Here is a 13,456-nt window from a genome sequence, read left to right on the forward strand (position 1 = left end):
GAATTTAACCGATTTATCATCTATGTTAAAAAATTAATCAGTTCTAAATAAGGGAGGATTTAAAGGGCATTTTCTGCGTTAATTTCCCTTAATATTAAACGTATTTTCCTCGATCTGACCCTGGTTCAGATCTTTTAGTTCATTGGAAATTATTTTACCAGAAGCATCAATAACCATCATTCTTATGGTTTGGTCTTCTTTAGAGAGCAACTGGGTTTTTAATTGTGCCCCGTCTAAATAGGTAAAAGAAAGATCTTTGCTTCCACTGTTAATGGCGGCATTAGCTTTTTGATCGGATATGGTGTAGTTAATTACACATTGGTTGCACTCTACCCGCAACACGCCTTCTTTATTAAAGACTACTCCAGATAAAGGATCGTCAGGGCTGTCCTTTTTACAGCTAAACAGGCACAAAATAACAGTGAATAACAATAGGAAATTTTTCTTCATAAGGCTTTGTTTACACAGAAAGCCGTAAAAAAATCAAGCCAAGATGATTATTATGCAAAGAATATTCTAAAAACCGGCAGTTAAGTTAGCGGAAAGCTATTTTTAGTTTGATTTGATTATTAAAATAAGTATTTCCCCATTTTATATAGTTGAGTAATTTCCCCACATTCTAAAATTAGCTGAGGTTATATCTCCCCATTAGTAAATTTCATTTAAAAATGCTTCTAAAAGAAAAAATCACGCAGAATAGCGTGATTTTTCAAGTTGTGATCTAATTTATGTTTTGATCTTGTCAAATTTAGTTGGACTGAACCCGACCTGATTTCTTATCTTTTCCCCGGCCAATTAAATATCCTGCACCAGCACCAGCAGCACCACCAATCAGCGCACCTCTGCCATGTTTTTTATCGATTATCGCACCACCTACAGCGCCTGCAACCCCACCTATCAGTGTACCTTTAGCTGCATCACTCCAACCTTTCTTTTTATGTACTGTTGGCGTACTCGAGGCCACCCCATTATTAGCCGTAGCCTCTCTTTGTTCAGAAAGCAGTAAGGTTCTTTTTTCTCGTTTCTCTTCTGCTATTTGTGCTAACCTTTGCTCTTCTTGCTTTTTAGCGACTTCGGCTTTCTTAAAACTATCCAGCCTTAAACTATCTTTCACCATTTTAATGGCAACCTGTCTTGCCTGTTCTTCCTTTTGCTTATTGCTGCATGAGGTTAGTATCGTGGCAGCAAGCAATATTAATAATATCTTTTTCATTGTTTTGCGTGTTAGTTTAACAATAGATAAAGTATTGTAACAAAATAATGCCAAACCTTTCCTTTTTACTTATTCATAATAGAATTCTCTTCTTCAAAGCCCGACTTATCTATGTGGTCTTCCTCTCCATCCGGATTGTGAGAAACCCAATCATTATCGTTGTTTAGGTTGTGATACAGCGGATTAGAAGAATGATCAGCATCCAATCCCAGATTCTCTTCACCATCGTCCTGACCCGAAATTGTATGTTTTATATTTTTTTTTCCGGCCAAATTTTTCTTTTTCATGTATGAGCTCCTTTTTCCTTTATACTATACAATTCAAAATTGAATCCTACAGGAGAAACAAAACGGACAACTGAAAGGTTTGCCTCAACAGAATTAATAGCAATTCCGTCAAATTTCGATATTCATTTTTATTTCAGTACTTTCACCTCAAACTATATATAATAATTAATATGCGTAAAACAGGAAAAGTAAAATGGTTTAATTCTTCAAAAGGCTTTGGTTTCATCACGCCAGAAGAAGGAGGCAAAGATATATTCGTGCATTTTTCTGCTATTGCAGGAGATTCGTTCAGAGAACTAAACGAAGGAGACAGTGTAGAGTTTGAACTTAATGATGGCAAGAAGGGTCCTGAAGCCTCAAACGTAACCGTTCTATAGTCATACTATTTTTAAAACATTCAGGGGTTTGCTTTTGCATTGCCCCTTTTTCATATGCAAACCTCCCAGATAAACACAATTAGTATTTTGGGTTGTGGCTGGTACGGCCTTCCCCTGGCAAAAGCGCTACTAGACCATGGCTACCATGTAAAAGGTTCAACCACAAGTCAAGATAAAATAACATTACTGGCCGAATCAGGCATTAAACCCTATCTGTTAAATCTTGATCCTGGAAATTCGATCGACCCGTCAGATTTTTTTGAGTCGGATGTTTTGATTGTTTGTATTCCGCCTAAAAGGAATTCAGATCATCTTCTATCCTATGCCAGCAAAATATCAAAAGTTGCCAATCTCGCTATACAATATAAAATAGCTCAAATTTTGTACATCAGCTCAACTTCTGTTTATCACGAAGAGAACCAGGTTGTCGATGAAAACACTATTCCAAGACCACAGACTTTATCCGCACAACAAATACTCCAGGCTGAGCAGCTGCTGAAAGACACAACATTGTTCGAAACCACCATCATCCGTTTTGGCGGCCTTATCGGACCAGGCAGACTTCCCGGACGTTTCTTCGCAGGAAAGAAGAATATCCCTAACGGAAGAGCGCCAATCAATTTAATCCATCTAACAGACTGTATTGGCCTTACATTGCACATCATTCAGCATAGCGTATTTGGGCATCTATATAATGCTTGTTGTCCGGATCATCTGGAAAAACAATTATTTTACGAAGCAGCAACCCGGACATTAAATCTTGAAGCTCCGGAATTCATTGACGAACTCAGAGAGTGGAAAATTATTTCCAGTATTCAAGTCCCTAATTTTCTTGAGTATAGCTATAAAGTAAGCGATTGGATGAAATGGCTTAGGGATAATCCTAATTAATTTAATATCTTGGAGATTGTTTTAGGATATAACGCATATGAAATTAACGATTTGGGGAGCTGCGCAACAGGTAACTGGAAGTATGCATCTTCTACAAACTGAACATTATAATATATTGATTGATTGTGGTCTGGATTATGAAAAAGACACCTTTCAAGAAGAAAACGAATATTTCCCATTCGATCCATCAGACATAGATGTTGTCATTTTAACCCACGCTCACATTGACCACTCGGGCAATTTACCAACCCTGGTACGCATGGGATTTCAGGGACAAGTACTTTGTACACCACCTACAGCCGATCTTACGGAAATTTTATTACTGGATTCTGTAAATGTATTTTTAAGTAAGCAACAACGAACACACCGAAAAAGAGGTAGAAAACAGAGTTCAGGGCCAAAACCACTCTACCTTCAAAAACATGTGATGGATACAGTTGAACGCTTTGTCACTATAGCATTCCATAAAACCTTCAAAATTACAGATCAGATCTCGCTGCAATTTATACCCGTTGGCCACTTATTAGGTGCTGCAGCAGTGGTACTCACCATACAAGAAAACGGAAAAGAAAAGAAAATAGCCTTCACAGGTGATATCGGAAGAAAAAACTATCCCGTACTTGTTGATCCAGAGTCTTTACCGGAAGTTGACTATCTGGTTTCAGAATCCACTTATGGCGGAAAACTACACAGTACTGGCGTCACGCTAGAAGAAAAGTTAACAGAAACCATAAACGAAGCTTGTGTTAAATTTCCCGGGCGACTCATTATACCTGCATTTAGCATTGGCAGAACACAATCTCTTGTATATACCTTAAATAAGATATTCACCAAAGGTATGCTTCCTCCAGTAAAGATATTTGTTGACAGTCCCCTCGCCATCACGGCCACAGATATCTATCGTAAGCACCATCAGCTGGTTAATGAAGAATCTAAAGAATTTTACACCAGCCATGGAGATGAATTTAAATTCAAAGAGCTCTCCTATGTAGAAGAAAAAAGAGAAAGTATTTCCATATCCAATTATCATGAGCCCTGTATTATTATCTCCTCTGCAGGAATGCTGGAAGGCGGGCGTATTCAGGATCATCTATACCACAACATACAGAATTACTATTGTACTATTCTATTTATTGGTTATTGCGCGAAAGGGACTTTAGGGAATCGCTTATTGCGGGGAGATCCAATTGTCCGCTTAAGAAACCGTGACCTGATGGTGTATGCCAGTATTAAGCAAACCGATCTTCTGAGTGGACATGGGGACCATAACGACCTTGTCAATACGGTAAAATCCCAGGATCCTGCAAAATTAAACACGGTGTTCCTTGTTCATGGAGAAGACAAAAGCCTTTCAAGTTTATCTGAAGCATTAGAAGATGAGGGGTACCATGTGATCATTCCCCAGAAGGGACAGACATTTGATTTGTCAGATTAAAAAATTTGTTTTGTAGCAAATACTATACAGTTTTTTCACCGAAGCGGGGAATTTAATTCAATTCTCCAAAATCGACATTAGCAAATCAACATGCTGATAATTAAGCGATTTAGCTAAAATTAACTTAAAATCGCTTTTGGCAGGGTTATTACTTATGGTTAGTCAATCCAGTATATTATTGGATCATTAATATCTAACTATAAAAAAGATGAACTCAAAAATTACAAAATCGGCAATGATATTATCCTTGGTAGGATTATCAACAAGTCTGTTCGCGCAAGACACGCCAGCTGATTCGACATCGCGCTTCTCCAAAAAAGATTTCCGTACCTGGTCAATTGGTTTAAATGGCGGTATGCTTACTCATTATACTCCTTTCAACGGAAGAAGTAATGGAGACTTTAAAACTCCACAGGAATCTTGGGGTTACGGTGGTTACATCAAAAAACAAATTACTCCAGGATTTGGTATTCAGGCAGACTTTTTAGCCGGTAAAGTAAAAGGGATGAGAGCAAATGATCTTGTTGCAGGTTCTTCGGCTCAGGATGCTTCGCACTTTGTAACCCGTATTGACTGGTCTGCAGCTTTGAAAGGTAATTTCACAATTGCCAATTTAAGTATGAATCATAAGCGTAGCGTATTCTCTCCTTATATTACCGCAGGTGCAGGATATATGTCATCAAGTGCAAATGTTGACTTTACCGCATCTAACGCAGCCAGCACTGGTTATGAAGAGAATTGGTTTGTACCTGTAGGTGCAGGTTTTAAAATCGGAGTAGCCAAAGGTTTAAACATTGATTTAGGTTACGATGTAAATTTCATGAAATCTAAAAACTTCGATGGAGTTACGGGAGCAGCCAACGACAGATTTTCTTATGCACACGCCGGGGTAGAGATTGCCTTAGGTAAAAAAGGTACTTCTCAATTGCAAAACTACAGTGCAATCGCTGCTTTACGTGAAGAAAGTGCTGCAGAAAGTGCAGATCTGAGAAGAGCATTATCTACTCAGGAAGAAAATGCAAGAAGAGACAGAGAAGCATTAGTTGCAAAATACAACCAGGAAATGGGTGATGATGATGGTGATGGTGTAGCCAACAAATTTGATAAATGCCCTGGAACTCCAGCTGGAACAGTTGTAGATGGTGCAGGATGTCCATTAGTAGCTCCTAGACAAATCATCAAAGAGAAAGTAATTGTAACCGAGGCTGACCGTAAAGTAGTAAGCGAAGCGATCAAAAACCTTGAATTTGATTTGGGTAAAGCAACCATCAGAGCAAAATCTTACCCTACATTAAATAAAGTTGCGGCTTTATTAGTAGAGAAAAACTTTAGCCTGAAACTTGCTGGTCACACAGACAACACAGGTTCAATGGCAACTAACATGCGCTTATCTAAAGAAAGAGCAGAAGCCATCAGAACTTATTTGGTAGCTCAGGGTGCAAATGCATCCAGAATTGAAGCAACAGGATATGGTCCAACCCAACCAATTGCAACAAACAAAACTGCTGCAGGTCGTCAGAAAAACAGAAGGGTTGAATTCACTTTATATTAATCCTCAATGTTTTGAATAAAAAAGAGAGGCTGGTTCTTTTGAACCAGCCTCTCTTTTTTATAATCAAACCTTTTTTAACCTTCAGAATCCAGCTCGAAGTATTTACTCGCTATTTTGCTAAAAGATTCCCTTGTTAAAGGCTTATGCATAAAAGTTACAATCTCATTGTCTTTTGCTGCCAGTTCCTCATCATCCGGATTTAAAGAAGTGGTTAGCATAATCACCACTATTTTTGCCCGCTTATAAAGATCAAGTTTTTTATATTCCTTCATAAATTCCCAGCCGTTCATACCAGGCATATTGATATCAAGAAATATAATACCAGGTTTAATCTCGGCCTGGTTCTCTTTGTCCTCATACATAAGCTTCAAATACTCCAAAGCTTCAAAAGCCGAAGAAATCGTCTTCACATCAACATCAATATTTGAGGTTTGTACTATTTTACGGTGCAGAAAGTTTGTCGACATCTCATCATCCACCAGTAAAACACGGTCCAAATCCTTATATTTTTTCATTAGCATATATTTTTCTTTTAACGGCCATGAAGCTATCATGAGTTTTTATTGTTGATTAAAGCAAGTTTAAAGTAAAATGGAAAGAGCTCCCATTTCCTGGAGAAGATTCCACAGAAATTTTTCCACCATGCAGCTCAATAATCTTTTTGCAATGCGCTAACCCTATCCCATTTCCTTCATAATCTGTTCTGTTGTGAAGGCGTTGAAAAATTACAAATATTCTTTCCTTAAAACGATCTTCAATCCCAATTCCATTATCTGTTACCGAAAACTGCCACCCTTGCCTGGTAGGCTGTGCAGAAATCCGAATTACCGGAGAAACATCTTTTTTTCGGAATTTAAGTGAATTACTGATCAAATTCTGAAAGAGCAGTCTCAATTCTGTTGCAAACCCCTTAACCACAGGCAAATTCCTATAAACTATCTTTGCCCCACAGGGCTCAATAATAGAAAAAAGATCAATTTTCACCTCCTCAATTAATGCATTACAATCTACCATTCCCACTTCCTTTTTCTTGCCCAAACGAGCATAATCAAGTAGGCCTTTAATCAGACTTCTCATCCGCTCAGTAGACTGAGCAATAAAACTAAGGTACATTTCACCAGTAGGATCAATTGCACCGGAATACTCTTCCTTCAGCAAATCAATAAAGCTGCTTACAGTCAGCAAAGGCTCCTGAAGATCGTGGGAAGCGATATAAACAAATTGTTCCAGTTCTTTATTCTGGATTTCCAATTTTTGCATATATTTTTCAATTGCAGATTGCGCATTGAATTTTTCTGTGAGGTCTCTTGTTATTTTAGAAAAACCAATCAATTCCTCATGATCATTGTAGAGCGCAGTAATCCGAATACTTCCCCAAAAACGGAGACCATTTTTACAAACTCTCCAGCCTTCGTCTAGCGCTTTGCCATTTCTGATGGCTTCGTTGATCAACTTCTCGGGTTTCTGATTAATGATATCTTCCTGGGTATAAAAAATCCTAAAATTTTTACCCAGAACTTCATTTGAGGTATAACCCTTGATTTTTTCAGCACCCGCATTCCAGCTGTCAATGTTTCCTTCTCTGTCCAAAAAAATGATGGCATAGTCATCTATGTCCTCAAACATTTTGGCAATATGAAATGAGTCTGCAGCAGGATGCATTTTAGGATTAATTATAATTAAGTGTTGTAATAAGCTTTTCAAATTCCAAGCCAATCAAAACTTAACTACATTTAATCCCCAGTCCTCATATCTATCCGGCCACACAGAGAAAAAAAATCCCATTTTTACCCAAATTGGGGTATTAACTAAACGGCTACTATTCGCACTGCCATACCGTATCAAGGAACCAATGCCGGGAATCGAAGAAATGATTAACGGGCTTGAACCCAGAATTAAAAGCCATGGATTCAGTCTCCTCTACACTGTATTTCTGAGAGATTTCCATAGAAATATATTCATCTTTTTCAAAAGTAAACACCTTCCCTTCAATACAAACTTCCTGTTTGGCAAGGCTAATCAGATAGCTTCTGCAGGCCCCTGTTGCAGGGTCATAAGAGGGATAATGATCAAATTGCTCTAACACAAAATTACCCCCTAACTCCCGGTTGATCCGGTTAAGCAAATTTAGGTTAAAGGCCCTGGTAAAGCCCTGAGCATCATTATAGGCTTTTCTGATCACGTCAGGATGTTTTTTTAAATCAAAGCCTATCATTAACACATCACCTTTTTGTAAATAAGACCTCAGTTCTCTGCAAAAGTCAAGCGCAGCATTTGTTTCAAAATTTCCTATAGTCCCTCCTAAAAAAAGAATAACTTTTCTTTTGGGAGAAATCTGACTGGCGTGGGTAAGCATTTCAAAATACTCTCCATTCAGGCCCTTCACCTTTAAGCCAGGTATTTCCTCGGGTAATTGTTTTTCCAGATGCCCAATCATATCTGCCGAAATATCAATAGGCATGTAAGTAAAATCAAACTTTTTCCTAAGCATTTCCTTTAACAAATAACTGGATTTAGTCGCATCTCCTGCCCCCATTTCAATCAGATCAAAGGTATCAAAGCCATTTTTTAGCACCCTAGCTAACTCTGTTGTCTTATGCTGAAAAATCTCCAGTTCACAATTGGTTGGATAGTATTCTTCACAATTCATAATTTGCTGAAAAATCCCATCTCCAGTATGATCATAGAAATATTTAGAATTTAATCGTTTGGGCGTCTCTCCAAGATCCTGGAGTACATCTTTTAAAAACTGCTTCATACAGATTACTTTACGAGCCTGATGCCACTAAACATCCAGCGCAAATGAGGGTGAAAAAAATTACGATAAGTTTTCCGACTGTGCGAATTTGAAGTTGCAACGGAAGCCCCCCTCAGTACTTTCTGGTTCACCATAAACTTACCATTGTATTCGCCTAAAGCTCCTGGAGCTTTTGAAAAACCCGGATAAGGCAAATACGCACTTTCGGTCCACTCCCAAAGTTGCCCCCATTTCAATTGATCTGCAGCCGCTTCCCACTCAAATTCTGTTGGTAATCGCATTCCCTTCCACTGAGCAAAAGCCGCTGCCTCATAAAAACTCACATGGCACACAGGCTCCTCGGGTTTTAAACGATTCAGGCCTGATAAACCATAGCGATACCATGCACCATCAATCAAATGCCAATACAAAGGCGCAGAGATATTGTTATTGTTAACCCAGTCCCAACCTTCTGCATGCCAGAAACTAAAATCCCGGTATCCGCCCTGATCTACAAACTCTTCATATTCCGAATTTGTTACCAGTTCAGTAGACAAAGAAACTGCCTGAAGATAAACCTTGTGGGCATTCAGCTCATTATCAAAACAAAAGTCATTACCCTTATAACCAATCTCATATATACCCTCTTCTATATCTGCCATTATTGATTTGGCAGCTAAAAATTCCTGTTCAATATTCTCCCTACGGTAAGGCGGAAATAACGGATTATGCCCTAAAATATATTTGATGTCATACCATAACAATTCCTGATGCTGCTGCTCATGATTTAGACCAAGCAAAATCAGCTCCTTTAAATGATCGCTTTCTGGTTCTCGGGAGAGAAAGTGCGACATCGCCTCATCCACATAAGCACGATATTTGTACACCTCATCCACTGTAGGACGGCTTAAATTACCCCGATCGGTTCTGATCACCCGTGCTCCAATCGCCTCATAGTAACTATTAAACACATAATTAAAATCCGGATTATAGACCTGGTAACCCGTAAAAAAAGGCATCAGGATAAAGGTTTCAAAAAACCAGGTTGTATGGCCAAGGTGCCATTTAGGCGGGCTAACGTCTACAACCGGCTGCACCACATAATCTTCCTTTTCAAGATCGGAACAGATACTGGTGGTCATGGCCCTTACGGCCAGATACTGTTTCAAAAATGACATATCAATTCTCGTTTAAATGATGAACCAAGTCCGTTATGCTTTTAATATTCAAATTGGCCGCCTGTTTTCGTCTCATCATTAAAGCATAACTATTATTAAAGCCAATAGGTTTTAACCAAGTGAGATTAAATTGATGGTTGAACTCTTTTTTCACATAATTAAACACAGCATCCTTATCTTTTGGGATCCCATTGAGCACAGATGGAGAAGGATGTAAGATCACCAGTAAACCTGTTCCTGTATACTCAGGATAAAGGTCTATCTGATCGTTCTTAAGTGCATCAAAACAAATCTGAGTGCCCCCAAGTCCTGTTTTGGTTTCCACATCCAGATGGGAATACCCTCTAATCAGCATTTTATACATTTGGGCCAAAATATACTGTTCTCCAAATACCTTTGACCCTATTCTGATTATCCCTTTCCCCCCGGGTAAAGCGGGCTGCAGCAAATGATGAGCAGACAGGAAATCTGAAGCGACTTTCTCCGGGCTTTGTTTCAATTTATCCACATCATAATTCAACCTGGTCATCTCTTCATCATTCAGCAGACCCGACAGCTTATTTAAAACCATTTCCAACTCAGGATACTTTTTTAATACAGCCTGCCGGACAACAGGCGCAGCATAATAGGGAGGAAAAATATGTTGATCATCTTTAAGAGTTACCAGATCAAATGCCTTTAACCTTCCATCTGTACTGTAGCCATCAATTACATCCAGTTTTCCTTCATATGCAGCCTTATATTTTACTGCATCACTGATCACTACAGTTTCAATTTTCAATTTATATACCTCCTTTAAACCTATATATCCATCCTGGCGGCCCATAAATTCAGGCGTAAAGCCTGCCAGCATCCGACCACCTATTTTAGAGGGCAAAAAATAAAAAGAGCACAATAAAACAAACAAAAAAGGCAAAATAAGATAAACCATTCTCACCCGCTTTAAACTTAATTGCTGTACACGTGACAGCAAAAAATCCAGCATAACAGCAAGTAAAGCCGCGGGAATAGCACCTGCCAGGATCATATTTGAATTATTCAATGCAATCCCACCGAAAATAAACTCACCCAGCCCGCCCGCAGCGATATATGCAGCTAAAGTAGCCACCCCTACATTAATTACAGTAGCCGTCCTTATACCCGCCATCAGCACAGGAAAAGCAAGTGGTAGTTCCACTTTAATTAAAATCTGCCAATTGCTCATTCCCATTCCTTTAGCTGCATCTACCACAACCGGATCTACACCCGTAATTCCTGTATAGGTATTTCTGATCACTGGCAGCAGCGCATATAAAAACAAGGCCAGAATTGCAGGTTTTGGACCAATTCCCAAAAAAGGGATCATAATCCCCAATAGAGCAATACTTGGAATGGTTTGGAGAATTCCGGCAAATCCAAGTACCGGACCAGAAAACCTCCTTCTCCTGGCAATCCAAATACCCAAGGGCACAGCTATAGCAATAGCAAATACCATAGACAATAGAGTCAAACTGATATGTGTTAGCGTCTGACTAAACAGCTTTCCAGACTGCTGCACCATAAATTGTCCTAAACTTTGAGATTCCTCCATCGCTTTATCCCTCCAAAGTAAATAAGATTTCCTTTAATTTACCCAGCTCCAGCTGCTCCAGCAACTCCCAAGCCGTATGCCCACCCATTTTTAAAAATTTCAATTCGAGAAGTAATTTGTGCTCCTTCAAAAAAGATGCTACAAATGCACTTTGGGGTTTAAACAGCAACTCTTCTGGTGTTCCATACTGCATCACCTTGCCCTTATCCATCAAACAAATTTTGTCGCCCATTTCAAATGCTTCCTGTATATCATGTGTAACCAGAATGATGGTTTTTTTAGCCAATTCATCCAGCTCGGTAAATTCCCTCCGTATATCCGCCCGGGTAATATTATCCAAAGCACCGAATGGTTCATCCATGAGTAATATCGGAGGATCTGCCATGAGTGCCCTTGCAAGTCCTACCCGTTGCTGCTGTCCACCACTCAAAGCCGATGGATATTGTTTTCCCAATGTACTGTCCAGCTTCAATTTATCCAGCAATTCCATACTCCTGTTCCTGATCTTTTCTTTATCCCATTCCAACAATTTAGGTACAACAGACATGTTTTCTAAAACCGTATAATGAGGAAACAGGCCATGATTTTGCAGTACATACCCTATACGTCTTCGCAACAGCTCTGGCTGCTGTCCACCTACATTTTCCTGATCAATATAAACTGAACCACCATCGGGTTCAATGAGCCGGTTTATCATGCGCAAAGTGGTCGTTTTACCGCATCCGCTGGTCCCTAAAAGAACCATTGTCTCCCCCACACCAACTTCAAAACTGATTTGGTCAACAGCCAATTTACCATCAAATTTCTTACTCAGGTTTTCAACTTTAATCATCTAGCGACATAAAAAGGTTATTCAAAGATTCTGCATATAAGGGATGAGCAAAGATCATTTTCCTGATTTGGTCATAGGTAATCTTACCCACCATAGCCATCTGTAAGATAGACATAATTTCGCCACCCTGTTCACCAATTACTGCAGCGCCAAGCAGTAATTTCGTCTTTTTATCTGCAATCGCTTTCATGAAACCTCTGGTTTCGTCATTTTCCAGCGCCCGGGCTACATTTCTCATTGGAATTTTAGCAACAACAATATCCAGACCCAATTCTTTTGCCTGCAGCTCATTAAGACCTACTCTGCCCAACTGAGGATCTGTAAACATACAATAAGGTAATAGTCGTCCTTTAATTCCTTTTTTCTCTCCATGCAATAAAAGATCGATCAAGATCAGATGATCATTATAGGCAATATGCGTAAATGCAGGACCACCCTTTACATCTCCAAGTGCATATACCCCCTTTACTGCGGTTTCCAAATGGTCATTGACCTTGATGTATCCCCGGTCGTCGCGAACTATACCCGTATTTTCTAATCCAAGCATCCTGGTCTGCGGATCCCTGCCAGAAGCTATTAATACATGACTGCACAACTGCGTTGCCTCTTGTCCATCAGTTAAAGTACTCACTCGAATTCTGGTTTCGCCATAATTTTCGAATCTGATAGCCTTGGTCTCTAACAATACTTTTATTCCCTCTTCCTGAAAAACAGTACTCATCTCCCTGCAAACATCTTCATCTTCATGCGGCAGCAAACGATCGCCTTGTTCCAGCAGGGTCACTTCTGCACCAAACCGTCTGAACATTTGCCCAAACTCCAGCCCGATATAACCGCCACCGACAATCAACAGATGAGATGGAACCTCCTCTAATTCCATAATAGAGGTAGAAGTAAGGAATTTAATTTCAGAAAGTCCTTCGATTTGAGGAATGAGTGGCAAGGCACCGGTGTTGATAAAGATATGTTTAGCCTCAAAAACATCTGCTCTGTCCGCCTTCATTACCTGTATCTGATGATCAGCTATAAATTTAGCTTCTCCATACACTACACTTAAATTTGGAGTCTTTTCTATGCCACGGACAGCACCCTCCCTAAATAAAGAGACCAGATGGTTTTTCCGCTGCATCACTGTCTTAAAGTTTAATCTGTAGGCAGGAATATCAACACCCAGATCTTTGCTTTTTCCAGCCAGATAAGCCATCCTGGCAGAAGCAACCATCGTTTTTGTTGGTGTACACCCATCATTGATACAGGTTCCACCTATCCATCTCTTTTCGATCAGAACTGTTCTCCAGCCTGCAGCAGCCAGCTTTTTGGCCAATGGTACGCCAGCCTGTCCTGCACCAATTACAATTGCGTCAAATGATTTCATGAACATATA

The 13,456-nt window shown here is 39.5% G+C and carries 14 protein-coding genes; 4 read left to right on the plus strand and 10 right to left on the minus strand.

Annotated elements, in window-relative coordinates:
- Positions 1-78: 78 nt before the first annotated feature.
- The 3 genes from DBR11_RS05370 to DBR11_RS05380 all read right to left on the minus strand — a co-directional run bounded on the left by DBR11_RS05370 (position 79) and on the right by DBR11_RS05380 (position 1,500).
- On the minus strand, positions 79-450 hold the full coding sequence (locus tag DBR11_RS05370) for a hypothetical protein (protein WP_108550582.1): 372 nt from the start codon (positions 448-450) through the stop codon (positions 79-81).
- Between the two features lie 298 nt (positions 451-748).
- A complete protein-coding gene (locus DBR11_RS05375) occupies positions 749-1,213 on the minus strand; it encodes a YMGG-like glycine zipper-containing protein (RefSeq protein WP_108550583.1) in 465 nt (154 codons plus the stop codon).
- Between the two features lie 65 nt (positions 1,214-1,278).
- On the minus strand, positions 1,279-1,500 hold the full coding sequence (locus DBR11_RS05380; RefSeq protein WP_108550584.1) for a hypothetical protein: 222 nt from the start codon (positions 1,498-1,500) through the stop codon (positions 1,279-1,281).
- A 170-nt stretch (positions 1,501-1,670) separates the two neighbouring features.
- On the opposite strand from DBR11_RS05380, the gene DBR11_RS05385 reads away from it, so the two are divergent.
- From DBR11_RS05385 to DBR11_RS05400, 4 genes are all read left to right on the plus strand, one after another.
- Entirely contained in the window at positions 1,671-1,877 is a 207-nt protein-coding gene (locus DBR11_RS05385; protein WP_108550585.1) for a cold-shock protein, read from the plus strand.
- Positions 1,878-1,931: 54 nt separating this feature from the next.
- A complete protein-coding gene (locus DBR11_RS05390) occupies positions 1,932-2,768 on the plus strand; it encodes an SDR family oxidoreductase (protein WP_108550586.1) in 837 nt (278 codons plus the stop codon).
- A gap of 37 nt (positions 2,769-2,805) precedes the next feature.
- A complete protein-coding gene (locus DBR11_RS05395) occupies positions 2,806-4,203 on the plus strand; it encodes an MBL fold metallo-hydrolase (RefSeq protein WP_108550587.1) in 1,398 nt (465 codons plus the stop codon).
- A gap of 208 nt (positions 4,204-4,411) precedes the next feature.
- Positions 4,412-5,755, plus strand: coding sequence for an OmpA family protein (locus DBR11_RS05400; protein WP_108550588.1), 1,344 nt, complete (start codon positions 4,412-4,414; stop codon positions 5,753-5,755).
- 74 nt (positions 5,756-5,829) lie between these two features.
- On the opposite strand, the gene DBR11_RS05405 is transcribed toward DBR11_RS05400, so the two are convergent.
- From DBR11_RS05405 to DBR11_RS05435, 7 genes are all read right to left on the minus strand, one after another.
- On the minus strand, positions 5,830-6,270 hold the full coding sequence (locus DBR11_RS05405) for a response regulator (protein ID WP_108550639.1): 441 nt from the start codon (positions 6,268-6,270) through the stop codon (positions 5,830-5,832).
- A 55-nt stretch (positions 6,271-6,325) separates the two neighbouring features.
- Positions 6,326-7,417 (minus strand): ATP-binding protein, encoded by a 1,092-nt coding sequence (locus DBR11_RS05410; protein WP_233260650.1) that lies wholly within the window; start codon positions 7,415-7,417, stop codon positions 6,326-6,328.
- A gap of 157 nt (positions 7,418-7,574) precedes the next feature.
- Complete coding sequence (locus tag DBR11_RS05415; RefSeq protein ID WP_108550589.1) at positions 7,575-8,513, minus strand: L-histidine N(alpha)-methyltransferase; 939 nt, start codon at positions 8,511-8,513, stop codon at positions 7,575-7,577.
- A gap of 5 nt (positions 8,514-8,518) precedes the next feature.
- Positions 8,519-9,670 carry an ergothioneine biosynthesis protein EgtB gene (gene egtB, locus DBR11_RS05420; protein ID WP_108550590.1) on the minus strand — a complete coding sequence of 384 codons (1,152 nt, stop codon included), beginning with the start codon at positions 9,668-9,670 and terminating at the stop codon, positions 8,519-8,521.
- A gap of 1 nt (position 9,671) precedes the next feature.
- Positions 9,672-11,240 carry an ABC transporter permease/substrate-binding protein gene (locus tag DBR11_RS05425; protein ID WP_108550591.1) on the minus strand — a complete coding sequence of 523 codons (1,569 nt, stop codon included), beginning with the start codon at positions 11,238-11,240 and terminating at the stop codon, positions 9,672-9,674.
- Between the two features lie 4 nt (positions 11,241-11,244).
- Positions 11,245-12,072: an ABC transporter ATP-binding protein gene (locus DBR11_RS05430; protein WP_108550592.1), complete on the minus strand. Its 828-nt coding sequence runs from the start codon at positions 12,070-12,072 to the stop codon at positions 11,245-11,247.
- Entirely contained in the window at positions 12,065-13,447 is a 1,383-nt protein-coding gene (locus DBR11_RS05435) for a mercuric reductase (RefSeq protein WP_108550593.1), read from the minus strand. Before DBR11_RS05435 ends, DBR11_RS05430 begins: the two co-directional genes overlap by 8 nt.
- Positions 13,448-13,456: the final 9 nt, after the last annotated feature.

Origin of the sequence: Pedobacter sp. HMWF019 (genome assembly GCF_003061025.1) — a bacterium.
In the GTDB taxonomy this organism is placed as follows: Bacteria; Bacteroidota; Bacteroidia; order Sphingobacteriales; family Sphingobacteriaceae; genus Pedobacter.

Excerpts from the sequence above, each read along its gene's own strand:
- DBR11_RS05390 (WP_108550586.1), top strand. The coding sequence starts at position 1,932 with ATGCAAACCTCCCAGATAAACACAATTAGTATTTTGGGTTGTGGCTGG.
- DBR11_RS05370 (WP_108550582.1), bottom strand. The coding sequence starts at position 450 with ATGAAGAAAAATTTCCTATTGTTATTCACTGTTATTTTGTGCCTGTTT.
- egtB (WP_108550590.1), bottom strand. The coding sequence starts at position 9,670 with ATGTCATTTTTGAAACAGTATCTGGCCGTAAGGGCCATGACCACCAGT.
- DBR11_RS05410 (WP_233260650.1), bottom strand. The coding sequence starts at position 7,417 with ATGCATCCTGCTGCAGACTCATTTCATATTGCCAAAATGTTTGAGGAC.
- DBR11_RS05385 (WP_108550585.1), top strand. The coding sequence starts at position 1,671 with ATGCGTAAAACAGGAAAAGTAAAATGGTTTAATTCTTCAAAAGGCTTT.
- DBR11_RS05425 (WP_108550591.1), bottom strand. The coding sequence starts at position 11,240 with ATGGAGGAATCTCAAAGTTTAGGACAATTTATGGTGCAGCAGTCTGGA.
- DBR11_RS05405 (WP_108550639.1), bottom strand. The coding sequence starts at position 6,270 with ATGAAAAAATATAAGGATTTGGACCGTGTTTTACTGGTGGATGATGAG.
- DBR11_RS05395 (WP_108550587.1), top strand. The coding sequence starts at position 2,806 with ATGAAATTAACGATTTGGGGAGCTGCGCAACAGGTAACTGGAAGTATG.
- DBR11_RS05415 (WP_108550589.1), bottom strand. The coding sequence starts at position 8,513 with ATGAAGCAGTTTTTAAAAGATGTACTCCAGGATCTTGGAGAGACGCCC.
- DBR11_RS05430 (WP_108550592.1), bottom strand. The coding sequence starts at position 12,072 with ATGATTAAAGTTGAAAACCTGAGTAAGAAATTTGATGGTAAATTGGCT.
- DBR11_RS05380 (WP_108550584.1), bottom strand. The coding sequence starts at position 1,500 with ATGAAAAAGAAAAATTTGGCCGGAAAAAAAAATATAAAACATACAATT.
- DBR11_RS05435 (WP_108550593.1), bottom strand. The coding sequence starts at position 13,447 with ATGAAATCATTTGACGCAATTGTAATTGGTGCAGGACAGGCTGGCGTA.
- DBR11_RS05375 (WP_108550583.1), bottom strand. The coding sequence starts at position 1,213 with ATGAAAAAGATATTATTAATATTGCTTGCTGCCACGATACTAACCTCA.
- DBR11_RS05400 (WP_108550588.1), top strand. The coding sequence starts at position 4,412 with ATGAACTCAAAAATTACAAAATCGGCAATGATATTATCCTTGGTAGGA.